We start from the raw sequence: 23,059 nt of genomic DNA on the forward strand, positions 1-23,059 counted from the left end.
TGGCGTCGACCATCCCGTACTGCACCATGTCGAGGTAGATGTGCATGCAGCCGCGGGCCGATGTCGATAAGGCCAGCGTGAGCCAGGTCGAGCAGGCCGGAGCCTCCAGGGCCCTGAAGAGGAGGTCGGCGGCGCGCGCGGTGTCGCGGCTGGTGAAGCTCATCTTGCGCATCGCGTCGATGATCGGCCGCGCGTCGTACTGGTCTATCGCCACGTGCTCGACCGTGTTGGCCAGGAGCTCGGCCTTGCGGTTGGTCCGTTGACCGTCAGCGTTCATTCTCTTTGCCTCGAGAGTTTGAGCGCCCGTCCGGAAAATCTCTTCGGGGCCCGGACGGAGCGACGGGCCCGAAGCCCCTCCCCCTTGCGGGGAGGGGTTGGGGTGGGGGTATTAGCGCCGAAACGGGCCAATTTGGAGTCTCACCCCCTCCCGTGCGCTCCGCGGTCACCCGTCCCGCAAGGGGGAAGGGGAGGTTCGAGTTATTTCCTGCGGCGCTTCTTGCCGGCCGCGCCCTTGGGCCGCGACAGGCGGACCACCTTGCGCTCCTCCTCGCCCTGCGGCTCGCGCGGCAGGCGGATGTTGCGGCCGGCCAGGCCGAACATGGACGCCATCGGGGCGTCCTCGACGACCACGGTCTGGGCCTCGCCGAAACCGTTGAAGCGGGAATTCATGGCGACGCCGTAGGCGCCGAGCATGCCGATCTCGACGTAGTCGCCCTCGCGGACGTCCTCCGGCAGCCAGAACGGGCCCGGCATGTGGTCGAGCGAATCGCAGGTAGGTCCGTAGAAGCGAAAGGGCTTGAGCGGCCCTTCCACTTCCTGGGCCTCGCCGTCCTCGGCCCGATAGAGCTTCACCGGGAACGGCCACTTGGTATGCGCCGCGTCGAACAGCGAGCCGTAGCTGCCGTCGTTCAGATAGAGCGCATCGCCCTTCTTCAGCTCGACCTTGGTGAGAATCGACGACGCTTCGGCGACCAGCGCGCGGCCCGGCTCGCACCAGAGCTCGGTCTCCTCGCCGACCATCATCTCGGCGAAGCCGCGGTGGATGGAATCCGCATAGTCGGCCATCTGCGGCGGGGTCATGCCGGGATAGACGGACGGGAAGCCGCCGCCCACGTCGACCACATCCACCATGACGCCGGCGCGCACGATCGCGCGGCTCGCCTGCGCCATGGCGGCCTGAAAAGCGGTGGGCCGCATGCACTGCGAGCCCACGTGGAACGACACGCCCATGCGGTCCTGGGTGGCGCGACGGGCGGCGAGCAGGAGCCCCGGCGTCTCGTGCGGCTCGGAGCCGAACTTGCCGGCCAGCGAATAGGCGGCCCCCGCCGTCGAGACACCGATGCGCACGATAAGGGCCAGGTCGTCGGCTCCGCCGGTCGCCTCCAGGATCTTGGCCAGCTCCTCATGGGTGTCGAGCGCGAAGATCCTCACGCCGTAGTCGAAGTAGGCGCGGGCGATCGCCTTGCGGTTCTTCACCGGATGCATGAAGGCCATGCGGGCGTCGGGCGCGTGCCTGGCGACCAGCTCGATCTCGGGGATCGAGGCGACATCGAAGGCGGTGACGCCGTTCCTGGCCAGGGTCTTGATCACCCACGGCGAAGGGTTCGCCTTCACCGCGTAGTAAACGTCCCCTTCGAAATTTTCCTGGAACCAGCGCGCCGCCGCCGCCACCGCATCCGGTCGCGCTAAGGCGACGGGACGTTCCGGGGACCGCTCACGGACCAGGTCCAGGGGCGTATGGTACCTGTGCACCTCACGCAACCCCCAAGGAATTGTTGAACCCAGACCGGCGTTAGCAGCGCTTGTTAGGACATCGGGTCCGCCGGAAGTCGCGCAAATAGGGGTAACTGGTTCGCGTGTAAAGAGTCTTACCGTGCGACGCAGAGTCGTCATCGCCAACCGCCGCCGCTCGGCTGGACCGAGGCGGCGCGCGCGTGCCATGAAGCCGGCGCAGGGTCCAGGTGATCACGATGGGGGATCACCTGCGCCGCGAGGGATGTCCCGCCAGCCATGTCCGACGCCGCCATCCTGTCGATAAGGGAGGCATCGAAGACCTTCGGCCAGCGCCGGGCGTTGGAGGCCGTGTCCCTCGAGGTGCGTCGCGGGGAGATGATCGGGCTCATCGGCCCGTCGGGCTCCGGCAAGTCGACGCTGCTGCGCTCGATCTCGGCCCTCCAGGCGATCGACCCCGGGGATGGCCGCATCGAGGCGTTCGGCGGCTCGGTGCAGGCGAACGGCCGGATCGCCGGCGACGTGCGCAAGACCCGCAGCCGCATCGGCTTCATTTTCCAGCAGTTCAACCTCGTCGGACGGCTGTCGCTGTTCACCAATGTGGCGCTGGGCTCGCTCAGCCGGATCGGGACCGCGCGCGGGCTTCTCGGCCTGTGGCCCTCGGCGACCAAGACGGCGGTCATGGTCGCCCTGGCGCGAATGGGCGTGGCGGAATACGCGGGGCAGCGGGCGAACACGCTGTCGGGCGGCCAGCAGCAGCGCGGCGCGATCGCCCGCGCGCTCGTCCAGCAGGCCGAGGTCGTGCTCGCCGACGAACCGGTCGCCTCGCTCGATCCCGTCGCAGCCCGCCGGGTCATGGACGCGCTGTGCGACCTCAACCGCCAGGACGGTCTGACGGTGATCGTCACCCTGCATCAGGTGGACTATGCGCTTCGCTACTGTCGGCGGATCGTCGCCCTCAAGGCGGGCAAGATCGTCTATGACGGACCGCCGTCAGGGCTGTCGAGGCGAGAGCTCGTCGACATCTACGGTCCGGAGTTCGAGGACGTCTTCTGGGAGGGAGCCCCGACATGATCCGTCGCCGCCTGGCGGGCGTCCTGGCGCTCGTCGCCCTGGCGCTCGCCGCCTGCAGCCAGAAGCCCTCGCAGACCCAGGGTTCGACGCCGAAAGAGCTGACCTTCTCGATCCTCTCGGCGGAGAACGAGGCGAACATGCGCCCGCTCTGGCAGCCGCTGCTGGACGACATGTCGGCGCAGATCGGCATCAAGGTGAAGCCCTACTTCGCCAGCAACTACACCGGCCTGATCGAGGCGATGCGCTTCGGCCAGGTGCAGCTGGGCTGGTTCTCCGCCGATCCCGCCCTCGAAGCGGTGAACCGAGCCGACGCCGAGGTGCTGGGCCGCGTGGTCCAGGCGGGGGGCGAGGCCACCTACGAGTCGGTGATCATCACCCGCAAGGGCTCCCGCATCACGATCGACGACCTGCTGAAATGCGGCAAGCGCTACACCTTCGGCCTGGGCGATGCGAAATCGACCTCAGGGACGCTCGCGCCGATGGCCTATCTGTTCATCCCGCACGGGATCGATCCGGCGAAGTGCTTCAAGACGGTCCGCAACGCCAACCACCAGGCGAACTTCCTGTCGGTGGCGAACGGGGTGCTCGACGCTTCGACCGGCAACACCGTCGGCCTGGTGTTCTACCGGCGGCAGAATCCGGCCGCCGCGGACAAGGTGCAGGTCATCTGGACTTCGCCGCCGCTGCCGGAGTCCGCGATCCTCGTGCGCAAGGATCTCGACCCGGCGGTGAAGGAGAAGGTCCGCCAGTTCTTCCTGACCTATGGCGCGGGCACAGGCCCCCAGGCTGATCGCCAGCGCGCCGTGCTCGCCAAGCTGACCTATGGCGGCTTCCGCCCGGCGGATGACAGCTATCTCGATCCGATCCGCGAGATGGAGGCCGCCGAGGCGCTCTGGGACGCCAAGAAGTCTGGCGACAAGGCCCGCATCGCCAAGGCTCAGGCGGCCTACGACAAGATCCATGCCGAGGCGGCCCAGAAGCGCGCCGCCCAGCCCGACGTCTGATGACCGCCGCCGTCGTCGATCAGGCGGTCCCGCCGCCACCCCGCCGCACGCTCGCCCAGCGTGGGCCCGATATCCTGATCTGGGGCGGTATCCTGGTGGTGCTGTTGATCAGCATCCGGCCGGTGGAGATGACCCACATCTCCAAGCTGTTCACCAATTCGCAGAACATGCAGCAGTTCGGGCGCGAGTTCCTGCGGCCCGACTTCGCCAGCTGGCGGCTCTACGTCGCCCAGATGTGGCTGACGGTCCAGATCGCGCTCTGGGGCACGGCGCTGGCGGTGGTCATCGCCGTCCCGTTCGGTCTGGCCTGCGCGCGCAACGTTTCGCCCGTCTGGCTGCAGCAGCCGATGCGCCTCTTGATGAACCTGCTGCGCTCGGCGCCCGACCTCGTCATCGGCACCCTCTTCATCGTGGCCGTGGGCTTGGGGCCGCTGGCCGGCGTCATGGCCTTGGCGGTGAACACCGGGGGCGTGCTCGCCAAGCTGTTCTCGGAGGCGGTGGAAGCCATCGACCGCGGCCCGATCGAGGGCATTCGCGCCACCGGCGCGACCCCGCTGCAGGAGGTGGTCTGGGGGGTCATTCCGCAGGTCGCGCCGCTTTGGACGAGCTACGCCCTCTACCGCTTCGAATCCAACGCCCGCTCGGCGACGGTGCTGGGCCTGATCGGTGCGGGCGGCATCGGGCAGGTGCTGTTCGACTCCCTCAACGCCTTCGCCTTCAGCCAGGTGGGCGCCATCGCGGTGGTCATCGTGGTCGCCGTGACGCTGATCGACATCCTGTCCCAGGCGATGCGCTCGCGGCTGCTCTAGGCCGTCTCGGGCCGTCTGCGCCTCACCCGGGCCAGCCTGCGCAGCCGCCGCCAGAAGCGGGTCTTCTCCGGCTCGGGATAGGGCTGCAGGTTGCGCACGAAATCCTCGGCGCAGGCCCGCCAGGAGAACTTCTCGGCGAAGGCGCGGACCTGCCTCCGATCCAGCCTGAGCGCCTCCAGGCAGGCTTCCTTCAGGCCCTCGGTCGGCGAGTGGGCCAGGACGCCCGCGCCGGAGTTGGGGAGGATGTCGACCGGCCCGGGCGCGGGATAGGCCGCGACGGGCGTGCCGCAGGCCATCGATTCCAGCAGCACCAGGCCGAAGGTGTCGGTGAGCGAGGGGAAGACGAACACGTCGGCGCAGTTGTAGTGGGCGGTCAGCGTCTCGCCCGACCTCGGACCGGTAAAGACCACGCTCGGGTACTTGCCGCGAAGCTCCTCCAGCTGCGGCCCCGGGCCCACGACGACCTTCGTCCCCGGCAGATCGAGCCCCAGGAAGGCTTCGATGTTCTTCTCCACGGCCACCCGACCGACGTAGAGGAAGATCGGCCTCGGCAGGTCGGCGTAGACGTCCGCCTCGCCCTCGCGCCGGGGGTGGAAGACCTCGGTGTCGACGCCCCGCGACCAGGAGGAGATATTGCGGAAGCCGTGCGTCGAAAGCTCGTCGCGCATGGTCGGCGTGGCGACCATCACCCGCCCGGACGGTTTGTGGAACCACTTCATGTAGGCGTAGCCGGCGGCGAGCGGCAAAGGCAGCCGCGCCGAGACGTACTCCGGAAACCGTGTGTGGTAGCTGGTCGTGAACGGCAGCTTCCACTCCACGCAGATCCGCCGCGCGGCGAGCCCGATCGGGCCCTCGGTGGCGATGTGGATGGCTTCCGGCTCGAACGCCTTGAAGCGCTCCTGCACCGGTTCGTAGCAACCGATCGCCAGCTGGATCTCGGGATAGGTCGGCAGCGGGAAGGTCTTGAACAGGTCGGGACTGATCACCTCGACCGCATGGCCCATGGCCTTCAGCTCCTTCACCACGCGCGTGAGCGTGCGGACAACCCCGTTGACCTGCGGCTCCCAGGCGTCGGTGGCCAACAGGATGCGCATCGGACGCCGCGCGTCGCGCGGTGCGGTGATCGCCTCGCGGATGCGGGGCAGCGGCGCGGGGCGCCGCGGCCGTTCGGGCGCGGCCACGGCCTGGTTCTGCATCCAGGCCCAGAACGCGCCCAGGAGCGCCTCCTTGGTCGGGAAGTAGCGGTAGACGGTGCGCTCGCCGACTCCGGCGTCCTTGGCGATCTCGGGGAACGACAGGTCTTCCAGCGGCCCGCGCTCCAGCTGCCGGCCGACGGCGCGCAGGATCTGCTCGCGGGTCTCCTCGCGCTGGCGGTCGCGCAGGCTCGGAGAAGGCGATTTCATGACAGCCCCACTGTCAGGAACTTCGTGGCGGCCCAACTGCCAGGATCGCGCGCGCCCTGTCAACCGACCCGCGTTCGGCGCGCGCGGGGCGGGTCAGCCCGCCAGCACGTCCTTGGGGTCAGCCTCGTGCAGCAGCGGCTCGCTGGCGAGGTAGCGGCGCAGGTTCTCGAGGAACAGCTCGTCGTTGCGCCGGGGCTGGCCCTCGCTGGCGCCGGAGGCATGGGCGGTGAGCGTCACTCGCGGGTGGTCCCAGAAGCGGCTGTCGGCGGGCAGGGGTTCGGTCTGGAAGACGTCGAGCATGGCGTGCTCGGGAACGCCCCGGTCGAGGCCGGCCAGCAGGGCCGGCTCGTCCACCAGGCCGCCGCGACCCACGTTCACCAGCACCGAGCGTGGCTTCATCGCGGCTACGAAGGCGTCGTCGACCAGCCCCTTGGTCTCCGGCGTGAGCGGACAGGCGAGGACCACCACGTCGGCGTCCGGCAGCAGCCGCCGCAGCTCCGACTGCGGGGCGATGGCGTCGGCGCAGGGGTGGGGCGCCTGGTTGCGGCGCACGCCCGTGACCTGCGCGCCAAAGCCTCTGGCGCGACGCGCCACGCCCTCGCCGATCGCGCCGAAGCCGATCACCAGCCAATGGCTGTGCTCGAGGTCACGGAAGGTCATCCGGGTCCACTCGTGCGCCGCCTGCGCCGCCCGGCGTTCGGGCCCGCGCTGGAAATGATCGAGCACGCCCCAGACGACGTAGTCGGCCATGCCCACCGCTTGACCATGGCTGGTGGTGAGCCGCACGCCGCGCTGCGCCACCTGGCCGAACATCGGATTGTCGAAGCCGGCCGCGCCGCTCTGCATCCACTTGATGGTCGGCGACTTCAGGATGGCGATGGCGAAGTCGCGGCCGTTCCGCCCGAACCAGACGTCGTTGTTGGTCCAGGCGGCCTCGAGCGCAGCGGCTTCCAGGGCTATCGGCTTACCGTCGAGGCTCAGGCTCGCGTCGCTCGACATGATCACGGGCTCTACGCCCGCGAGCGCATCGATACGGTCCTTCAGCCGTCGGTAGCTGGCGTCGTGGATCAGCAGCCGCATGGGTCGAAAAAGAAAACGCCCCCGGCGAGCGATCGCCGGGGGCTCTGGAACAGCTAGGACCTTAGTGCTGGCCGCCGGGATGTTCGGCGGAGGAGAAGGCCTCCGCCGCGGTGGAGGGCGCCCGACGCCGGAAACCGCCCATCATCTTCTGGGCGGCCGAGAGTTCGGCCACGTCGAGCGAGCCGTCGTGGTTCTTGTCCAGCACGTCGAAGTACTTGGCGAGCATCGTGCCCATCTGACCCTTCAGCTCCGCCTTCTCGATCTTGCCGTCGACGTTGTCGTCCAGCATCCCAACCATACGGGTGCGGTTCAGGTCCTGGTCGTACTGCGGCAGCTGGTGGCTCGAGGTCTCATCCAGCCAGCGGTAGCGGATCGCGGTGTAGAACATCTCGTCCCAGGACTGCTCGCCCCAGGTGATGGTCTTGTTGGGATCCGGGTTGGCCGGGTTCTCCTTCGAGTTGTCGTAGGTCCAGTGGGCGATCAGCTTCGAGCCCGCCGGCACCTTCACCGGCTGGGCGAAGGTGTAATCCCGCTGCCAGTTGAAGTCGTAGCGCGGCAGGGTCAGCAGCAGCTTCTTCTTGCCGTCGGGATACTGGATCCACAGGTCCGCCGCGTAGCCCCGGTAATGGGCGTGCGGGAAGGCCGAGTAGAGCAGCGCGTCGTGCGGGAAGGTCAGGTAGGCGATCTCGTGGTGGCGCGGCTCGTTCGGCGGAATGGTGATTGTGTTGTCCACCACCACGCCCCCGTGCATCACGTACTTCGGCGTCTCGCCGGGCTTGTAGAAGTAGACCCCGATCTTGGAATGGTCGGTGGCTTCCTTGCCGAACGGCGTGTAGTGCGCCTGGATGCCGATCGCGCCGCCGGGCGGCAGGTAAGAGCCCACGTCGGGCGGCGAGATTTCGGATTCGGCGCCCACGGCATAGCCGCCGACGGAGACGCCCCACTTGTTCTCGTAGGCCTGCTCGCCGGGCTTGGGCACGTCCTTCATGTAGCCGGTGAGCAGGTGGTGCACGCCCTGGCGCTGCTCGACCTTGATGGTCGTGGCGCGGATCCAGCGGCCCTCGGTCAGCGGGTTGAGGACCCACGGGTGCTTGTAGTCCACCACGCCGGTCGCCGGGATGGTGAACGCCGGGACGTCGAGCACCAGGTCGGGCTTTCCGAGCGGCCAGTCCTGGGCGACGTGCTGGTGGGCGGCGAGCGGGTCGGTCCCCTCGCCGCGCGGCGCGCCATCCTCCACCCAGTGGACGATCGTCTTGATCTCGTGCGGCGTGAGGTTCCTGTTGTCCGAGAACACGCCCACGTGCGGGTCGGCGTTATAGGGCGGCATCCGGTGGGTCATGATGACCTCGCGGATCATCGGCGAGAAGCCCTTGACGCGGTCGTAGCTGTCCATCGCGAACGGGCCGATGCCGCCCTTCTCGTGGCAGCCCACGCAGTTCTTCTCGAGGATCGGCGCCACGTCGTGGACGTAGGTGATCTTCTGCGGCTGCGCGCGGGCCGGGAAGTCGATCAGGCAGCCCTTCGCGGGCAGCGACGCCTGCTGCACAGGCTTGCCGGCGAGCACCGCGTCGAGCGCGTCGGCGGCGTAGCGATGCTCAACCGGCTTCTGGCCGCCGCCGTAGTCGCTGCGGTCGTCGACCGGCCCGTGGTAGACGACCTGCCAGGTCTTCGGGTTGATCACGATCACCTCGGCGGTCCGCTTCACGCCGAGGGTTTCGCCGACCAGCTGGTTCTGGTCGAGCAGGATCGGCATGTCGAAGCCCGCGTCCTTCGCCTCCTGCTGGATCGCTTCGCGGGTGTCCTGGGTGGCGGAGTTCAGCATCAGGAACTGCACGCCTTTGCCGGCGTAGGCCTGCTCCAGCTCCTTGTACGCCGGAGCCTGGCTCCGCGAGATCGGGCAGCCGTCCATCTGGGTGATCAGCACGATCGCCGGCTTGTCGGCCATGCGGTAGAGCTCGTGCGCCTGGAGGTTCTGGTCGACCAGCATGAAGTTGCCGACCGTCGTCGGCTGGGCGGCCGCCGATTCGGCCGCGACGCTGCGCGCGCCGTGCGAGGAAAGGCCGTCGCTCGCCAGGCCATAGACCAGGGCCGCGCCGCCGAGCGCGGCCAGCACGCCAATTCGTGCAGTTTTCATCCTGAAATCTCCTCCACCGTCCGACCCGCGGAAGCAGGCGGATCGGGCAGCCTGATGTGTGACCGCTACTTAACGCCGTTCAGGCGCGCTTTCCAGCATACCCGTGTTGCATCAATGTTTCGATGACTCAGGCGTCAAGATCGTTTCCTTTCCGCTAATGCCCCGCCGCGCACAGCGGCGCCGTCAACGATCGGAAGGTCTCACCCGGCGGCGACTTGTCGGGGGCCGTCCATGCCCCCATGCTGGACCGCACGGGGCCGGGGATTGCGCCGGCGGGGGCCTGCTGCACATGAGCTTCGTGACGCGCCGCAAGCCGATCGCGCTCGCCCGCCAAGGCGTCGAGGTGCGCGAGCTTCGCCGTACGCTCTCCTGGCCGCACCTGATCGCGCTTGGCGTCGGGGCGATCATCGGCACCGGGATCTACACCCTGATCGGCGTGGGCGCGGGGCAGGCCGGCCCGGGGGTGATCCTGTCCTTCGCGATCGCCGGCGCGGTCTGCGCCTTCGCCGCGCTCTGCTACGCCGAGATGGCGACGCTGATGCCGCAGGCGGGCAGCGCCTACACCTACGCCTATGCCGGCATGGGCGAACTGGTCGCCTGGATCGTCGGCGTGAGCCTGATCCTCGAATACACCGTGGTCTGCTCGGCCGTGGCGGTGGGCTGGTCCGGCTATGCGCAGGGCTTCCTGGCGAGCCATGGCTGGGGTCTGCCGGCGAGCCTCGCCGCCGGGCCCTGGGGGGACCCGGCCGGCCTCGTCAACCTGCCGGCGATGTTCATCATCGCCGTGGTGGCGGCCCTGCTCCTGGTCGGCACCCGCGAGAGCGCCACGCTCAACACCTTCCTGGTCGCCTTCAAGGTGGCCGCGCTCGCGGCCTTCGTCGCGCTCACCCTGCCCAGCTTCGACGCCAGCCATTTCCAGCCGTTCATGCCGTTCGGGTTCAACGCCCACGTGGGCGCCGACGGGACCAAGCGCGGCGTCATGGCCGCCGCGGCGGTGATCTTCTTCGCCTTCTACGGCTTCGACGCCATCTCGACGGCGGCCGAGGAGGCCAAGAACCCGTCGCGGGACCTGACCATCGGGATCGTGGGCTCGATGCTGGCGTGCGCGGCCATCTACATGATCGTCGCCGCCGCCGCGCTCGGGGCCGCGCCGTTCAACGTGTTCGCCAAGAGCGGCGAGCCCCTGGCCTTCATCCTGCGCCAGGGCGACCACGGCGGCGCCGCGGTGCTGATCGCCGCCGCCGCGGTGATCGCCCTGCCGACGGTGATCATGGCCTTCATGTTCGGCCAGAGCCGGGTGTTCTTCGCCATGTCGCGCGACGGGTTGATCCCCACCTGGCTTTGCGCCGTGAACGGCCGCGGCGTGCCGGCGCGGGTGACCGTCTTCACCGCCTGCGTGGCCGCAGTGATGGCCGGGCTGGCGCCGCTGAAGCGGCTGGCGGAGGTGGCCAACGCCGGGACGCTGGCGGCCTTCATCGCCACGGCCATCGCCATGATGGCGCTGCGCCGCCAGAGGCCCGATCTCGTCCGCCCGTTCCGCACGCCGGCGTGGTGGCTGGTCGGCCCCTTGGCGGTCCTGGGCTGCCTCTACCTCTTCGCCAGCCTCGCGGCCTTCACCCAGCTCTTCTTCCTGGCCTGCAACGGCGTGGGCCTGCTGGTCTATCTGCTCTACGGCCGGACCCGCAGCGTCCTGGCCGCGGCCTGACTACTCCGCCGGCTCCTCGGCGACGACCAGCCCGTCGGCGAGCGCGCGGAGATACTGGCCGTACTCGCTCTTGGCCTGCTGCCCGGCGAGCGCGCGCAGCTCGGGCGCGCCGATCCAGCCGTGGCGGAAGGCGATCTCCTCGACGCAGCCGATGCGCAGCCCCTGGCGCTGCTCGACGGTGCGGATGAACTCGCCGGCTTGGATCAGGCTGTCATGGGTGCCGGTGTCCAGCCAGGCGAAGCCGCGGCCGAGCAGCTCCACCGACAGCTCGCCGGCTTCGAGATAGACCTGGTTGAGGGCGGTGATTTCCAGCTCGCCGCGGGCCGACGGCTTAAGCGACCGGGCGAACTCGCTCGCACGGCCGTCGTAGAAATAGAGCCCGGTCACCGCATAGTTGGACTTCGGGGCCTTGGGCTTCTCCTCGATGCCCAGCGCCTTGCCGCCCGCACCGAGCTCGACCACGCCGTAGCGCTCCGGGTCCTGCACCAGATAGCCGAACACGGTGGCGCCGTGCGAACGCGAGTCGGCCGCCCTCAGAGTCTGACTGAAGTTCTGGCCGAAGAAGATGTTGTCGCCCAGGATCATCACGCTGGGATCGCCGGCGACGAATTCCTCGCCGAGGATGAAGGCCTGGGCCAGGCCCTCGGGCCTGGGCTGGACCACGTATTGGAAGCGCACGCCGAGTTGGCCGCCGTCGCCGAGCAGGCGTTTGAAACTGGCCTGGTCCTCAGGCGTGGTGATGATCAGGATCTCGCGGCAGCCGGCCAGCAGCAGGACCGACAGCGGATAGTAGATCATCGGCTTGTCGTAGACCGGCAGCAGCTGCTTGGAGACCGCAAGCGTGAGCGGATGCAGTCGCGTGCCCGCTCCGCCCGCCAGGACGATCCCGCGCCTCATGCGCTCACCTTCAGCTCCGCCACGATATCCCTAAGCGCCTCGCGCCACGGGCGGGGGGAATAGCCGAAGAGGGTTTCCAGACGGTGTGTGTCGAGCGTGCCGCGCGCCGGGCGCCGCGCGGGCGTCGGGAACTCGGCGGTGGCGATCTGGGTGACGGCGGGCGCGGCGTCGCCCAGCGCCTCGGCCAGGGCGGCTTCGGCCAGATGGCGCCAGGTGGTCTCCCCGGCGTTGGCGAAGTTGCACACGCCGAAACGCGGATCGCCGGTGGCGGCGGCAGCAAGCCCGATCGCGTTCGCAAGGATGAAGCCGGCGAGATCGGCCGCGCTGGTCGGCCGCCCGAACTGGTCGTCGACGACCCGCAGCGGCCGCCCCTCCTCCGCCAGCCGCAGCATGGTCTTCACGAAGTTCCTGCCCTGGGCGGAGACCACCCAGGACGCCCGCAGGATCAGCGCCCGCGCGGCGCCCTCCAGCACCGCCTGGTCGCCCAGCGCCTTGGATGCGCCGTAGGCGTTGACCGGACAGATCGGGTCGGTCTCGACGTAGGGGGCGCCCTTGGTCCCGTCGAATACATAGTCGGTGGAGATGTGCACCAGCACCGCGCCGCTCGCATGCGCCGCGCGGGCGATGGCGCCCGGCGCTTCGCCATTGATCCGGCCCGCGAGCTCGCGCTCGGACTCGGCCCGGTCGACGGCCGTGTAGGCCGCGGCGATCACCACCAGGTCCGGCCGGGCGTCGCGGACCACCTCGGCGCAGGCGGCGGGCTCCGATAGGTCGGCTTCGCCGCGGGAGAGCGCGATCAGCTGCACCGCGTGGCCGGACGCCTGGCGGAGCATCTCGCGGCCCAGCTGCCCGGTCGTTCCGAACTGCAGGATGCGCAGGCTCACGCCTTGACGAGTCCGAGCCGCTCGGAGTGGAACCCGCGCTCGCGGATCCGCTGCAGCCAGTCGCGGTTGTCGACGTACCAGCGCACGGTCTCCTCCAGACCCTGATCGAGCGAGGTGGCGGGCGTCCAGCCGAGCTCGCGCCGCAGCTTGGCCGCATCGATGGCGTAGCGGAAGTCGTGGCCCGGCCGGTCGGCCACGAACTCGATCTTCTCGGCGTGCGGCGTATTGGCCGGGGCGATGCGGTCGAGCGCGGCGCAGAGCCGCTGGACGATCTCCAGGTTCGGCCGGTCCGTGCCGCCGCCGATGCAATAGGTCTCGCCTGTGCGGCCCTTGGCCAGCACCAGCAACAGGGCCTCGGCATGATCGTCCACGTGCAGCCAGTCGCGGACCTGCAGGCCCTGGCCGTAGACCGGGATCGACTTGCCCTCCAGCGCCCGGCTGATGACCGTCGGGATCAGCTTCTCGGGGAATTGGTAGGGGCCGTAGTTGTTGGCGCAGTTGGTCAGCACCACCGGAAGCCCGAACGTGCGGCCCCAGGCCCGCACCAGGTGGTCGGCGCCGGCCTTCGAGGCCGAATAGGGCGAGTTCGGATCGTAGGGCGTCGTCTCGTCGAAGGCGCCGTCGTGGCCGAGCGCGCCGAACACCTCGTCCGTGGAGACATGGTGAAAACGGAAGGCCGCCTTTTTCCCCGCGGGTAGGCTCGACCAGTGCTTCCGCGCGGCCTCCAGCAGAACCGCCGTGCCCATGACGTTGGCGCGCACGAAGGCCAGCGGCGCCTCGATTGCGCGGTCGTTGTGGCTCTCGGCCGCCAGATGCATCACCGCATCCGGCTTATGGCGAGCGAAGATGGCGGCGACCGCGGCCTCGTCGGCCACGTCGGCGTGCTCGAAGACGTAGCGCGGGTTCTCCGCCACGCTGGCCACGTTCTCCAGGTTGGCGGAATAGGTGAGCGCGTCGAGGTTCACCACATGGTGTCCATCGGCGACGGCGCGGCGCACCACCGCCGATCCGATGAAGCCGGCCCCGCCCGTGATCAGGATCTTCATGCGGTCTTTCGCGAAATCGGCGGCCGCGCCCCCCAAAGGCGAGCCTTCCGTCCGCCCTCTTACAACGAAACCACCGCGGCTCAAGCGGCCCCGGGGGCGCGATCTTCGGCCGCACGCTTGAAGCGGCGCGGGGCGATACCTACCATTTCAGGCTCCTGCCATGAATCGCCGTTCGTTTGACGCGGCCGGCGACGGGCCTGCGCGCACGTGGGCGAAGAAGGGACTGAACTCTTGGAGCCCACGACCGCCAACGCCGGAGGAGGGGGTCGGGGCCCCCCCCGCGGTCCCATGGGCGGCCCGCCGGGCGGCGGCTTTCGAGGCTCCCCAGGAGGATTCGCGGGTCGGCGCGGCGGTCCCGACCTGACCACGGGTCCGATCGGCAAGACGCTGATCCTCTTCTCCCTGCCGGTGCTCGGCTCGAACATCCTGCAGTCGCTGAACGGCTCGGCCAACATGTTCTGGGTGAGCCACGTGCTGGGCGAGGCCGGGGTCACCGCCACCAACAACTCCAACCAGATCTTCTTCATGATGCTGGGCGCGGCCTTCGGCGTGACGATGGCGGCCAACATCCTGATCGGACAGGCGATCGGCGCCGAGGACGAGCCGCTCGCCCGCAAGGTCGTGGGCACGTCGACGACCTTCTTCCTGGCCATCTCGATCCTGATCGGCGTGCTGGGCGGCGTGCTGACGCCGCACATCCTGGACGCCATGAAGACGCCGGCGGATGCCCGCGCCGACGCCATCGCCTACCTGCGGGTGATCTTCGGGGCGATCCCGTTCTTCTTCTTCTTCAGCTTCATGATGATGGCCCAGCGGGGGACCGGAGACAGCCGCACGCCGTTCTACTTCGCCCTGGTGCAGGTGGGGCTGGACGTGGTGATGAACCCGCTCCTGCTGATGGGCCTCGGGCCGTTCCCGAAAATGGGCATCGCCGGCTCGGCCACCTCCACGCTCATCGCCCAGACCATCACCCTGGCCGCGATGCTGGTCTACCTCTACCGGAAGAATTCCATCCTGGTGCTCAAGCCGTCCGACTGGCGGCTCCTGCTGCCGGACCTGAAGATCATCTGGACGCTGATCGCCAAGGGCACGCCCATGGGCATCCAGATGATGGTCATTAGCCTGGCCGCGGTGACCATGCTCTCGTTCGTCAACCGCTACGGCGTGCATACCTCCGCCGCCTATGGGGCCGGCGCACAGTTCTGGACCTACGTGCAGATGCCGGCCATGGCGCTTGGCGCAGGCTGCTCGTCGATGGCCGCCCAGAACGTCGGCGCCCGTCGCATGGACCGCGTGGAGCGGGTGGCCCGGATCGGCAGCCTGCTCGCGGTCCTGTTCACCGGCGTTCCGGTCCTGATCCTGGAGTTCGCCGACCCCTACGCCCTGCAGGCGTTCCTGCCGGCGACCAGCCCGGCGCTGCAGATCGCGACGCACATCAACATGATCGTGCTCTGGGGCTTCATCCCGTTCGGCGTGGCCTTCATCTTCTCCGGCATCGTCCGGGCGACCGGCGCCGTCTGGCCGCCCCTGCTGGCCATGATCATCTCGCTGTGGGTGGTGCGCATCCCGGTGGCGGTGCTGCTGGAGCCGCGCCTGCACGCCGACGCCATCTGGCTCGCCTTTCCGATCGGCAGCCTCACGACTCTCGTGCTGTCGGGGCTCTACTACTTCTACGACGGCCCGTTCGGCTGGCGCAGAGCGCGCATGCTCGACTTCACGCCAAGTTCCGATGCGCCCGACACCGGCCTCGGCCAGCCGATGATCGAGGAGAGCGAGGCGATCGTCTCGGCCGAAGAACGCGATGCTAGCCGTTCGTCTCCTCAAGCGCCGCGTATGCCAGTGTCCGAAGCTCCCGCCGAATAGGATAGGTCGACGACGGCAGGAGCTGGGTCATGAACACCGCCGTGACCTCCTCCAGCGGATCGACCCAGAAGGCGGTGGAGGCCGCGCCGCCCCAGTAGAACTCGCCCTTCGAGCAGGGGATCAGCGTCTTCGGCGGGTCGAACACCACGGCGAACCCCAGGCCGAAGCCGACGCCGGCGTTGGTGCTCTCGGAGAACAGCGAGCGCGAGAGCTCGGTGAGGTCCTTGCCGTCGGGCAAGTGGTTGGAGGCCATCAGCTTGACGGTCTTCGGCGCCAGGATGCGCTGGCCCTCCAGCTCGCCGCCGTTCACCAGCATGGTGGTGAAGCGCAGGTAGTCGGCGGCGGTCGAGACCAGGCCGCCGCCGCCGGACTCCAGCTTCGGCGGCTTCAGATAGGGGCTCTTCGCCGGATCGTCCTGCAGCTCCATCTTGCCGCCCGGCTTGGCATTGTAGCAGGCGGCGAAGCGGCTGCGCTGGTCCTCGCGGACCGAAAAGCCCGTGTCGACCATCTTCAGCGGCTCGAAGATCCGCTCCTTCAGCACCTCGGACAGCGGCTTGCCGGCGATCTTCTGCACCAGGTAGCCGACCACGTCGGTCGAGACCGAGTAGTTCCATGCCTCGCCCGGCGAGAACTCCAGCGGCAGCTTGGCCAGCAGGCGGATCATGCCCTCGAGGTCGTGCTCCCCGCGCATGTCCTCCACCTTCAGCTTGCGGTAGGCGGCGTCGACGTTGCTGCGGTTCTGGAAGCCGTAGGTCAGGCCCGAGGTGTGGCGCAGCAGGTCCACCACCTGCATGGGCCGCGCCGGCGGGGTGACCATGAAGGCGGGCGTCACGCCGGCGGAGAAGACGCCCAGGTCCTTCCACTCGGGGATGTGCTTGGCCACCGGATCGTCGAGCGCGATCAGGCCCTCCTCGACGAGGGTCATCAGCGCCACGCAGGCGATCGGCTTGGTCATCGAGTAGATCCGATAGACGGTATCCTCGCGCAGCGGCGTCCCACGCTCGGGGTCCTGCTGACCGAGCAGCGTCTGGTGGACCACCTGACCCTGGCGGGCGAGCACGAACTGGGCGCACGGCAGCTTGCCTGCGGCCACGTACTTCTCCTGCAGGAAGCGATCGATCTTGGCGAGCCGCTCGGCCGAAAATCCCAACGACTTGGCCCGGGTGATCTGGTCCATCGCATCCTCCTGGAAAGCCTGCCGCCGGCATTAGCCCTTGCCTTCCGCGGGGCCGCAAGCGTGACGATGCTGACGTCGAACCGGAGCAAGCGCCATGTCCGCCGTCAGCATCGAGCACCAGGGCCGCATCGCCGTCGTCACGATCGAGCGGCCGGAGCGGCGCAACGCCGTGGACGCCGCGACCGCCAGGGCGCTCTACGAGGCCTTCAAGGCGTTCGACGCCGACGAGGCGCTGGACGTCGCGATCCTGCAGGGGCGGGGCGGCGCGTTCTGCGCCGGCGCGGATCTGAAGGCGATCTCCGAGAACCGTCCCGACGCCGGCGCCAATCCCGTGCGGCCGGACGGGGACATGGGCCCGATGGGCGTCACCCGCCTGCGCCTGGGCAAGCCGGTGATCGCCGCGGTGGAGGGCTACGCGGTGGCGGGCGGGCTGGAGGTCGCCTGCTGGTGCGACCTGCGCGTCGCGGCCGAAGGGGCGGTGTTCGGCGTCTTCTGCCGGCGCTTCGGCGTGCCGCTGATCGATCTGGGGACCGTGCGCCTGCCCCGGCTGATCGGCCACTCGAGGGCGATGGACCTGATCCTCACCGGCCGGCCGGTCGAGGCGAAGGAAGCCTACGAGATCGGCCTCGCCAACCGGCTCGCGCCGAACGGCGCAGCGCTCGACGCCGCCCTGGAACTGGCGCGGCAAATCTCCGCCTTCCCCCAGCTCTGCCTCAGGAACGACCGGCTGTCGGCGCTCGCCCAGTGGTCGATGGACTGGGACGAGGCGACGGCGAACGAGGTGCGTCTCGGCATGGCGACCCTGCGCACGGGCTCCGCCGTCGAGGGCGCGAGCCGCTTCGTCGCAGGCCAGGGCCGCGGCGGCGCGTTCTGAGCGCGGCTACTTGATCCGGATCGTGGCCGAGCCCTGCGGGCCGGTCACCTCGAAGCTGTCGCCAGACTTCTTGCCCTTGGGGTATCCGACGCATTGCTCCGTCTCGTCGTAGTTCGACTGCGTGCAGAGCTTGTCGCCGTCGATGCGCCAGGCGCCGAAGATCTGGCCCTGGGCCGCCGTGAACTTGCCGTCGGGCGTGTAGGTCACATCGATCTGCATGTCGCCCACCAGAATCACGATCCCGCGGGTCGTGACTTCCTGCAGGGTGTCGGCCGCGGCCGGCGCGGCGAGGGCCGCGATCGCGGCGGCCAGGATCAATCTGCGCATGACTCCCTCCCGATCGAGCGCTGCATCATACCCGGGACGCCCGGTTGCGTAAGCCGAACAGGCGTTTGATAATGATCGGGCGTCGAGAAACATACTGAAACTTCGAATAACGCAGCCGATGGAGGCGCTAGATGGCCTGGGATTTCGAGACCGATCCCGAGTTCCAGAAGAAGCTGGACTGGATCGAGGATTTCATGCGCGAGGAGGTCGAGCCCCTCTCGCACCTCGGCATGGCCGTCCACGGTCCGCTGGGCCGCGAGAAGTTCATCAAGCCGCTGCAGGACAAGGTGAAGGCCGAGGGCCTGTGGGCCTGCCACCTGGGCCCTGAGCTCGGCGGCCAGGGCTACGGGCAGCTGAAGCTCGGCCTGATGAACGAGAAGCTGGGCCGCAACGGACTTGCGCCCACGGTCTTCGGCTGCCAGGCGCCGGACTCGGGCAACGCCGAGATCATCGCTCATTACGGCACCGAGGCGCAGAAGGAGAAGTATCTCTGGCCGCTGCTCAACGGCGAGATCCGTTCGGCCTTCTCGATGAGCGAACCAACCGGCGGGTCCGATCCGCTCACCTTCAAGACCCGCGCGGTGCTGGAAGGCGACGAGTGGGTGATAAACGGGGAGAAGTGGTTCTCCACCGGCGCCCGCTGGGCCAAGGTGCTGGTGCTCTATGCGGTCACCGACCCTGACGCCAAGGATCCCTACAAGCGCACCTCGATCTTCCTGGTGCCCACCGACACGCCCGGCGTGGAGATCATCCGCAACGTGGCCGTGGGCGCGGGCGGCGAGATCGGCGGCGGCAGCGAGGGCTACGTCCGCTACAACAACGTGCGCCTGCCTTATGAGGCGCTGCTGGGCGAGCGCGGCGCAGCCTTCGTCATCGCCCAGGTGCGGCTGGGCGGCGGGCGCGTGCACCACGCCATGCGCACGGTGGGCGCCTGCAAGAACGCGCTCGACCTGATGTGCAAGCGCGCGGTCTCGCGCACCACCCGCGACGGCAAGCTCGCCGACCTGCAGATGGTGCAGTCCGACATCGCCGAGAGCTGGATCGCGCTGGAGAGCTTCCGCCTGATGGTGCTGCGCACCGCCTGGCTGATCGACAAGCACAAGGACTACCAGCTGGTCCGTAAGGACATCGCCGCGATCAAGGTGATGATGCCCAAGGTCTACAACGACATCGCGCAGAAGGCGGCGCACCTGCACGGCGCGCTCGGCGTCTCCAACGAGATGCCGTTCATGCACATGGTGACCTCGTCGCTGGTCATGGGCATCGCCGACGGCCCGACCGAAGTGCACAAGGTGACGGTCGCCAAGCAGGTGCTGAAGGACTACCGACCCGACAACGAGCTCTTCCCGGCCTACCACATCCCGAAACTGCGGGAGGAAGCCCAGAAGCGTTACGCCAAGGAGCTGGACGAGCTGAAGAGCGCCTACTCGGCCCGCCGCAAGGAAGCCGAGCCGGCGTAGGCTTCACCCGGAGAAGGAGCAGGCATGAGCGCACGGCCGCTGATCGTCGGCATCGGCGGCACCATCCGCCCGGGATCGTCCACGGAGCGGGCGCTTACGGTGGCGCTGCGGGCGGCCGGGGCGGCCGGCGCAGAGACGCAGCTCCTGGGCGGCGCCTTCCTGGCCCGGTTGCCGATCTTCGATCCGCGGCCCGCCAGGGCCACCGCCGAGCAGGAGGAGCTGGCCGCGGCGATCCGGGCCGCCGACGGGGTGATCGTGGCGAGCCCCGGCTACCACGGCTCGATCTCCGGCGTGATGAAGAACGCGCTCGACACCTTGGAACTGACCCGCGAAGACGTGACGCCCTATTTCCAGGGGCGGCCGGTGGGGACGATCATCACCGCGGACGGCTGGCAGGCGGCGGGCACCACCTTGATGGCGCTGCGCGCGATCATACATGCCCTCAGAGGCTGGCCGACGCCGTTCGGCGCCGCGCTCAACGCCGGCGCGAGCCTGTTCGACGAGGCCGGCGAGTGCCGGGAGCCGAAGGACGCCTGGCAGCTCGCCACGGTGGCCGAGCAGGTGGTGGAGTTCGCCCAGCTGCGGGCGACCAAGGAGCCGGTGGGCTGATGAAGCGTCCCTATCTCGTGCCGCGGCCGGCCGGTTCCATCCCTGGCGACGACAGCGTCCACGCGGCGATCAGCTCGATCGAGGACATCCTGGAGGACGCCCGCAACGGGCGGCCCTATATCCTGGTGGACGCCGAGGATCGCGAGAACGAGGGGGACGTCATCATCCCCGCTCAGTTCGCGACGCCCGAGCAGATCAACTTCATGGCCAAGCACGCCCGCGGGCTGGTCTGCCTCTCGATCCCGGCCGAGCGGGCGCGGCAGCTGAGGCTGCCGCCGATGGCCAGCGAGAACCAGTCCGGCCACGGCACCGCCTTCACGGTCTCGATCGAGGCTCGCGAGGGGGTGACCACCGGCATCTCCGCTCACGACCGGGCGCACACCATCGCCGTCGCCATCGATCCCACCAAGGGGCCCGACGATATCGTCTCGCCGGGCCACGTCTTTCCGCTGGTCGCCAAGGACGGCGGCGTCCTGGTCCGCGCCGGCCACACCGAGGCCGCCGTCGACATCAGCCGCATGGCCGGCCTCTATCCCGCCGGAGTGATCTGCGAGATCATGAAGGACGACGGGTCGATGGCGCGGCTGCCGGACCTCGTGGCCTTCGCCCAGCTCCACGGACTGAAAATCGGCACCATCGCCGATCTGATCGCCTATCGCCGGCGCACCGAGCGGCAGGTGGAGCGGGTGCTGGAGCGGCCGTTCGATTCGACCTACGGCGGCCGCTTCCGGCTGATCGTCTATCGCAACGTCCTCGATGAGACCGAGCACGTGGTCTTGGCCAAGGGCAAGGTCGATCCGGAGAAGCCCACGCTCGTCCGCATGCACCGCGTCGACATGGCCGCCGACATGCTGGGGGCGGTCGAGACCCGGCGCGAGTACGTGCCGAAGGCGCTGAAGGCGATCGCCGATCACGAGGGCGCCGGGGTGGCGGTGTTCATCCGCGACCCCAACCCGCACTGGCTGTCGGAGCGCTACGGCGGGCCTGAGGGCAACCAGAGCGCCAACATCCTGCGCGACTACGGCATCGGCGCGCAGATCCTGATCGACCTTGGCGTGCGCGACATGATCCTGCTCACCTCGTCGAAGACCGTGCTGCCGGGCTCGGCCGGCTACGGTCTGAAGATCCTCGGCCGCCAGGCGCTCGACTGACCGGTGCGCCTGCGCGTTAGGCGCACATGGCTGACCTCCGCATCGGCTGCTCGGGCTGGGCCTACAAGGACTGGACAGGGCCCTTCTATCCGCCGGGGACCAAGGACAGGGACCGGCTCGAGCACTACGCCGCCCGCTTCGATACGGCCGAGATCAATGCGAGCTTCTACCGCCTGCCGTCGGAGAGCATGGTCGAGGGCTGGGCCAGGCGCGCGCCGAACGGCTTCGTGTTCGCCTGGAAGGTCAGCCGCTTCATCACCCACAACAAGAAGCTGAAGGACTGCGAGGAGCCGGTCGCCCTGGTGTTCGGCCGCATGGCGCCGCTCGCGGACCACTACGGCCCGGCGCTGATCCAGCTGCCGCCGCAGCTCAGGCGCAACGACGAGCGGCTGGCGGGCTTCCTCAGGCTCCTGCCCAAGCATCGCCGCCACACCGTCGAGTTCCGGCACGAGAGCTGGTACGCGCCGGAGGTGTTCCGCATCCTTGCCGAGTTCGACGCGGCGCTCTGCATTTCCGACCACCATTCCGCGCCCGCGCCCTGGGAGCGGACGGCCTCCTGGATCTACATCCGGGGCCATGGGCCGGGCGGCCGTTACCACGGCCGCTATGGCGACGACGAGCTTCGCAGGTGGGCCGCCCGCATCGCCCACTGGCGCGCGGACGGGCGCGACGTCTACGCCTATTTCGACAACGACGTGAAGAGCGCCGCGCCGTTCGATGCGCTCGAGCTCATGGCGCTGACCGGCGCGCATGCCTACGCCCGGGCTGCCTGACGCCGGCGAGCCGCCAACTCACCTGCGGCCTGCGCGCGCCGACAATCCCGTTTTCTCTTGGCTGCAAGGAGCCTATATGGACGATCAATCCCCGCCCGGCCGCAAGGCCGGGCGCCTTAGTTTCTGACTGCGGACAATCTCCCATGACCGACATCCTGATGCCGAAGGCGACCGCCGTATGGCTGGTCGACAACACCTCGCTCACCTTCGACCAGATCGCCGACTTCTGCGGCCTTCACCCGCTGGAGGTGAAGGGCATCGCCGATGGCGAGGTGGCGCGCGACATCCGCGGCGCGGACCCGATCGCCAACGGCCAGCTCTCGCGCGAGGAGCTCGACCACGCGGAACGCGACGCCAAGTACCGCATGAAGGCCCAGAAGAGTCGGCACGCGGAGTACCTGAAGCCGCAGAAGAAGGGACCGAAATACACCCCGGTGTCGCGCCGCCAGGACCGGCCGGACGCCATCGCCTGGTTCCTGCGCAACCACCCGGAGGTCGCCGACAGCCAGATCGCCCGCATCCTCGGGACCACCAAGTCGACCATCGATTCGGTGCGCAACCGCAGCCACTGGAACTCGCCCAACATCAAGCCGGTCGACCCGGTGACGCTCGGCCTGGTCAGCCAGCTGGAACTCGACGAGGTGGTGCGCAAGGCGGCCGAGAAGAGGGCCCGCGAGGATGCCCGCCGCGGCGCCGCGCAACCGGAAGGCCCCACGCTGCGCCCGGCCTCGGAGACCGGCGTGCTGGAGGAGCCGCCGCCGGTCCTCGAGGAGGAAACCGAAGACGCGGAGGACTGAGATCTCCCTCGCGAGAGGGGAGAGTGGCGCTAATGCAGCGCGGCCTTGAGGGCCTCCAGCTCGTCCTTCAGCCGGAGCTTCTGTCGCTTCAATTCCTTGAGTCTGTCTTCGTCGGCGGCGGGCCTTCGCAATTCGTCCTGAATGGCTTTTTCGAGGGACTGGTGGCGAGCTCCAAGTTCACGGAGCCTGGCTTCCACGGCCATGACGAGCGGCCTCCTTGCGGTTGGACGGCAGTCAAGTGAACACCCGCTATGCTCGGCT

General features: G+C 68.9%; 22 protein-coding genes and 1 pseudogene. 11 read left to right on the forward strand and 12 right to left on the reverse strand.

The features are described 5' to 3' along the window. Both Q0W60_RS12595 and Q0W60_RS12600 read right to left on the reverse strand, forming a co-directional pair. On the reverse strand, nt 1-277 hold a 277-nt coding region (locus Q0W60_RS12595), incomplete at its 3' end, for a deoxyhypusine synthase family protein (protein WP_297696100.1). Nucleotides 278-477: 200 nt separating this feature from the next. Then, nucleotides 478-1,752, reverse strand: coding sequence for a type III PLP-dependent enzyme (locus Q0W60_RS12600; RefSeq protein WP_297696102.1), 1,275 nt, complete (start codon nt 1,750-1,752; stop codon nt 478-480). A gap of 258 nt (nt 1,753-2,010) precedes the next feature. On the opposite strand from Q0W60_RS12600, the gene phnC reads away from it, so the two are divergent. Genes phnC through phnE form a run of 3 tightly spaced genes read left to right on the forward strand, consistent with a single transcriptional unit; the run spans nt 2,011 to nt 4,618 of the window. Beyond that, nucleotides 2,011-2,805 carry a phosphonate ABC transporter ATP-binding protein gene (gene phnC / locus Q0W60_RS12605; protein WP_297696104.1) on the forward strand — a complete coding sequence of 265 codons (795 nt, stop codon included), beginning with the start codon at nt 2,011-2,013 and terminating at the stop codon, nt 2,803-2,805. Further along, the gene (phnD, locus tag Q0W60_RS12610; RefSeq protein ID WP_297696106.1) at nt 2,802-3,809 is read left to right on the forward strand and encodes a phosphate/phosphite/phosphonate ABC transporter substrate-binding protein; all 1,008 of its coding nucleotides are present in this window, start codon (nt 2,802-2,804) and stop codon (nt 3,807-3,809) included. The genes phnC and phnD overlap by 4 nt, the downstream gene beginning before the upstream one ends. Beyond that, nucleotides 3,809-4,618 (forward strand): phosphonate ABC transporter, permease protein PhnE, encoded by an 810-nt coding sequence (gene phnE, locus Q0W60_RS12615; protein WP_297696108.1) that lies wholly within the window; start codon nt 3,809-3,811, stop codon nt 4,616-4,618. Before phnD ends, phnE begins: the two co-directional genes overlap by 1 nt. Here the strand turns inward: phnE and Q0W60_RS12620 are convergent. The 4 genes and pseudogenes from Q0W60_RS12620 to Q0W60_RS12635 all read right to left on the reverse strand — a co-directional run bounded on the left by Q0W60_RS12620 (nt 4,615) and on the right by Q0W60_RS12635 (nt 9,235). Continuing rightward, nucleotides 4,615-5,712 carry a glycosyltransferase family 1 protein gene (locus Q0W60_RS12620; RefSeq protein ID WP_297696158.1) on the reverse strand — a complete coding sequence of 366 codons (1,098 nt, stop codon included), beginning with the start codon at nt 5,710-5,712 and terminating at the stop codon, nt 4,615-4,617. The genes phnE and Q0W60_RS12620 overlap by 4 nt on opposite strands. A 126-nt stretch (nt 5,713-5,838) precedes the next feature. Beyond that, nucleotides 5,839-6,021, reverse strand: a pseudogene (locus Q0W60_RS12625) (helix-turn-helix domain-containing protein); the annotation flags it as partial. 93 nt (nt 6,022-6,114) lie between these two features. Next, nucleotides 6,115-7,101, reverse strand: a complete 987-nt coding sequence (locus tag Q0W60_RS12630; RefSeq protein ID WP_297696110.1) for a D-2-hydroxyacid dehydrogenase — start codon at nt 7,099-7,101, stop codon at nt 6,115-6,117. Between the two features lie 61 nt (nt 7,102-7,162). Next, nucleotides 7,163-9,235, reverse strand: coding sequence for a redoxin domain-containing protein (locus Q0W60_RS12635; protein ID WP_297696112.1), 2,073 nt, complete (start codon nt 9,233-9,235; stop codon nt 7,163-7,165). Nucleotides 9,236-9,524: 289 nt separating this feature from the next. Here Q0W60_RS12635 and Q0W60_RS12640 point away from each other — a divergent pair, with 289 nt between their 5' ends. Next, complete coding sequence (locus tag Q0W60_RS12640; RefSeq protein WP_297696114.1) at nt 9,525-10,940, forward strand: amino acid permease; 1,416 nt, start codon at nt 9,525-9,527, stop codon at nt 10,938-10,940. On the opposite strand, the gene rfbA is transcribed toward Q0W60_RS12640, so the two are convergent. Genes rfbA through rfbB form a run of 3 tightly spaced genes read right to left on the reverse strand, consistent with a single transcriptional unit; the run spans nt 10,941 to nt 13,767 of the window. Beyond that, a complete protein-coding gene (gene rfbA, locus Q0W60_RS12645; RefSeq protein WP_297696116.1) occupies nt 10,941-11,837 on the reverse strand; it encodes a glucose-1-phosphate thymidylyltransferase RfbA in 897 nt (298 codons plus the stop codon). Continuing rightward, on the reverse strand, nt 11,834-12,721 hold the full coding sequence (rfbD, locus tag Q0W60_RS12650; protein WP_297696118.1) for a dTDP-4-dehydrorhamnose reductase: 888 nt from the start codon (nt 12,719-12,721) through the stop codon (nt 11,834-11,836). Before rfbD ends, rfbA begins: the two co-directional genes overlap by 4 nt. Further along, a complete protein-coding gene (gene rfbB, locus Q0W60_RS12655) occupies nt 12,718-13,767 on the reverse strand; it encodes a dTDP-glucose 4,6-dehydratase (RefSeq protein ID WP_297696119.1) in 1,050 nt (349 codons plus the stop codon). Before rfbB ends, rfbD begins: the two co-directional genes overlap by 4 nt. A gap of 288 nt (nt 13,768-14,055) precedes the next feature. Between rfbB and Q0W60_RS12660 the strand changes: the two genes are divergently transcribed. Next, nucleotides 14,056-15,630, forward strand: coding sequence for an MATE family efflux transporter (locus Q0W60_RS12660; protein ID WP_297696121.1), 1,575 nt, complete (start codon nt 14,056-14,058; stop codon nt 15,628-15,630). Here the strand turns inward: Q0W60_RS12660 and Q0W60_RS12665 are convergent. Then, nucleotides 15,572-16,807: a serine hydrolase domain-containing protein gene (locus Q0W60_RS12665; protein ID WP_297696123.1), complete on the reverse strand. Its 1,236-nt coding sequence runs from the start codon at nt 16,805-16,807 to the stop codon at nt 15,572-15,574. The two genes, Q0W60_RS12660 and Q0W60_RS12665, sit on opposite strands and share 59 nt — an antisense overlap. A gap of 94 nt (nt 16,808-16,901) precedes the next feature. On the opposite strand from Q0W60_RS12665, the gene Q0W60_RS12670 reads away from it, so the two are divergent. Next, on the forward strand, nt 16,902-17,681 hold the full coding sequence (locus tag Q0W60_RS12670) for a crotonase/enoyl-CoA hydratase family protein (protein WP_297696125.1): 780 nt from the start codon (nt 16,902-16,904) through the stop codon (nt 17,679-17,681). A gap of 6 nt (nt 17,682-17,687) precedes the next feature. Here Q0W60_RS12670 and Q0W60_RS12675 read toward each other — a convergent pair whose 3' ends face one another. Further along, nucleotides 17,688-18,008 carry a hypothetical protein gene (locus Q0W60_RS12675; protein ID WP_297696127.1) on the reverse strand — a complete coding sequence of 107 codons (321 nt, stop codon included), beginning with the start codon at nt 18,006-18,008 and terminating at the stop codon, nt 17,688-17,690. Nucleotides 18,009-18,139: 131 nt separating this feature from the next. On the opposite strand from Q0W60_RS12675, the gene Q0W60_RS12680 reads away from it, so the two are divergent. The 5 genes from Q0W60_RS12680 to Q0W60_RS12700 all read left to right on the forward strand — a co-directional run bounded on the left by Q0W60_RS12680 (nt 18,140) and on the right by Q0W60_RS12700 (nt 22,798). Continuing rightward, nucleotides 18,140-19,468 (forward strand): acyl-CoA dehydrogenase family protein, encoded by a 1,329-nt coding sequence (locus Q0W60_RS12680; RefSeq protein WP_297696129.1) that lies wholly within the window; start codon nt 18,140-18,142, stop codon nt 19,466-19,468. Between the two features lie 24 nt (nt 19,469-19,492). Next, complete coding sequence (locus tag Q0W60_RS12685; protein ID WP_297696131.1) at nt 19,493-20,077, forward strand: NAD(P)H-dependent oxidoreductase; 585 nt, start codon at nt 19,493-19,495, stop codon at nt 20,075-20,077. Then, on the forward strand, nt 20,077-21,228 hold the full coding sequence (ribB, locus tag Q0W60_RS12690) for a 3,4-dihydroxy-2-butanone-4-phosphate synthase (RefSeq protein ID WP_297696133.1): 1,152 nt from the start codon (nt 20,077-20,079) through the stop codon (nt 21,226-21,228). Before Q0W60_RS12685 ends, ribB begins: the two co-directional genes overlap by 1 nt. A 26-nt stretch (nt 21,229-21,254) precedes the next feature. Next, nucleotides 21,255-22,001, forward strand: coding sequence for a DUF72 domain-containing protein (locus tag Q0W60_RS12695; RefSeq protein ID WP_297696135.1), 747 nt, complete (start codon nt 21,255-21,257; stop codon nt 21,999-22,001). Nucleotides 22,002-22,144: 143 nt separating this feature from the next. Next, entirely contained in the window at nt 22,145-22,798 is a 654-nt protein-coding gene (locus tag Q0W60_RS12700) for a cell cycle transcriptional regulator TrcR (RefSeq protein ID WP_297696137.1), read from the forward strand. A 29-nt stretch (nt 22,799-22,827) separates the two neighbouring features. Here Q0W60_RS12700 and Q0W60_RS12705 read toward each other — a convergent pair whose 3' ends face one another. Then, nucleotides 22,828-23,001 carry a DUF465 domain-containing protein gene (locus Q0W60_RS12705; RefSeq protein WP_297696139.1) on the reverse strand — a complete coding sequence of 58 codons (174 nt, stop codon included), beginning with the start codon at nt 22,999-23,001 and terminating at the stop codon, nt 22,828-22,830. Nucleotides 23,002-23,059 lie beyond the last annotated feature (58 nt).

The organism is Phenylobacterium sp. (assembly GCF_025934275.1).
GTDB lineage: Bacteria > Pseudomonadota > Alphaproteobacteria > Caulobacterales > Caulobacteraceae > Phenylobacterium.

Excerpts from the sequence above, each read along its gene's own strand:
- Q0W60_RS12705 (WP_297696139.1), bottom strand. The coding sequence starts at position 23,001 with ATGGCCGTGGAAGCCAGGCTCCGTGAACTTGGAGCTCGCCACCAGTCC.
- rfbB (WP_297696119.1), bottom strand. The coding sequence starts at position 13,767 with ATGAAGATCCTGATCACGGGCGGGGCCGGCTTCATCGGATCGGCGGTG.
- phnE (WP_297696108.1), top strand. The coding sequence starts at position 3,809 with ATGACCGCCGCCGTCGTCGATCAGGCGGTCCCGCCGCCACCCCGCCGC.
- Q0W60_RS12700 (WP_297696137.1), top strand. The coding sequence starts at position 22,145 with ATGACCGACATCCTGATGCCGAAGGCGACCGCCGTATGGCTGGTCGAC.
- Q0W60_RS12620 (WP_297696158.1), bottom strand. The coding sequence starts at position 5,712 with ATGCGCATCCTGTTGGCCACCGACGCCTGGGAGCCGCAGGTCAACGGG.
- rfbA (WP_297696116.1), bottom strand. The coding sequence starts at position 11,837 with ATGAGGCGCGGGATCGTCCTGGCGGGCGGAGCGGGCACGCGACTGCAT.
- Q0W60_RS12660 (WP_297696121.1), top strand. The coding sequence starts at position 14,056 with ATGGGCGGCCCGCCGGGCGGCGGCTTTCGAGGCTCCCCAGGAGGATTC.
- Q0W60_RS12675 (WP_297696127.1), bottom strand. The coding sequence starts at position 18,008 with ATGCGCAGATTGATCCTGGCCGCCGCGATCGCGGCCCTCGCCGCGCCG.
- phnC (WP_297696104.1), top strand. The coding sequence starts at position 2,011 with ATGTCCGACGCCGCCATCCTGTCGATAAGGGAGGCATCGAAGACCTTC.
- phnD (WP_297696106.1), top strand. The coding sequence starts at position 2,802 with ATGATCCGTCGCCGCCTGGCGGGCGTCCTGGCGCTCGTCGCCCTGGCG.
- ribB (WP_297696133.1), top strand. The coding sequence starts at position 20,077 with ATGAAGCGTCCCTATCTCGTGCCGCGGCCGGCCGGTTCCATCCCTGGC.
- Q0W60_RS12680 (WP_297696129.1), top strand. The coding sequence starts at position 18,140 with ATGGCCTGGGATTTCGAGACCGATCCCGAGTTCCAGAAGAAGCTGGAC.
- Q0W60_RS12635 (WP_297696112.1), bottom strand. The coding sequence starts at position 9,235 with ATGAAAACTGCACGAATTGGCGTGCTGGCCGCGCTCGGCGGCGCGGCC.
- Q0W60_RS12685 (WP_297696131.1), top strand. The coding sequence starts at position 19,493 with ATGAGCGCACGGCCGCTGATCGTCGGCATCGGCGGCACCATCCGCCCG.
- Q0W60_RS12695 (WP_297696135.1), top strand. The coding sequence starts at position 21,255 with ATGGCTGACCTCCGCATCGGCTGCTCGGGCTGGGCCTACAAGGACTGG.
- Q0W60_RS12640 (WP_297696114.1), top strand. The coding sequence starts at position 9,525 with ATGAGCTTCGTGACGCGCCGCAAGCCGATCGCGCTCGCCCGCCAAGGC.
- Q0W60_RS12630 (WP_297696110.1), bottom strand. The coding sequence starts at position 7,101 with ATGCGGCTGCTGATCCACGACGCCAGCTACCGACGGCTGAAGGACCGT.
- Q0W60_RS12670 (WP_297696125.1), top strand. The coding sequence starts at position 16,902 with ATGTCCGCCGTCAGCATCGAGCACCAGGGCCGCATCGCCGTCGTCACG.
- Q0W60_RS12665 (WP_297696123.1), bottom strand. The coding sequence starts at position 16,807 with ATGGACCAGATCACCCGGGCCAAGTCGTTGGGATTTTCGGCCGAGCGG.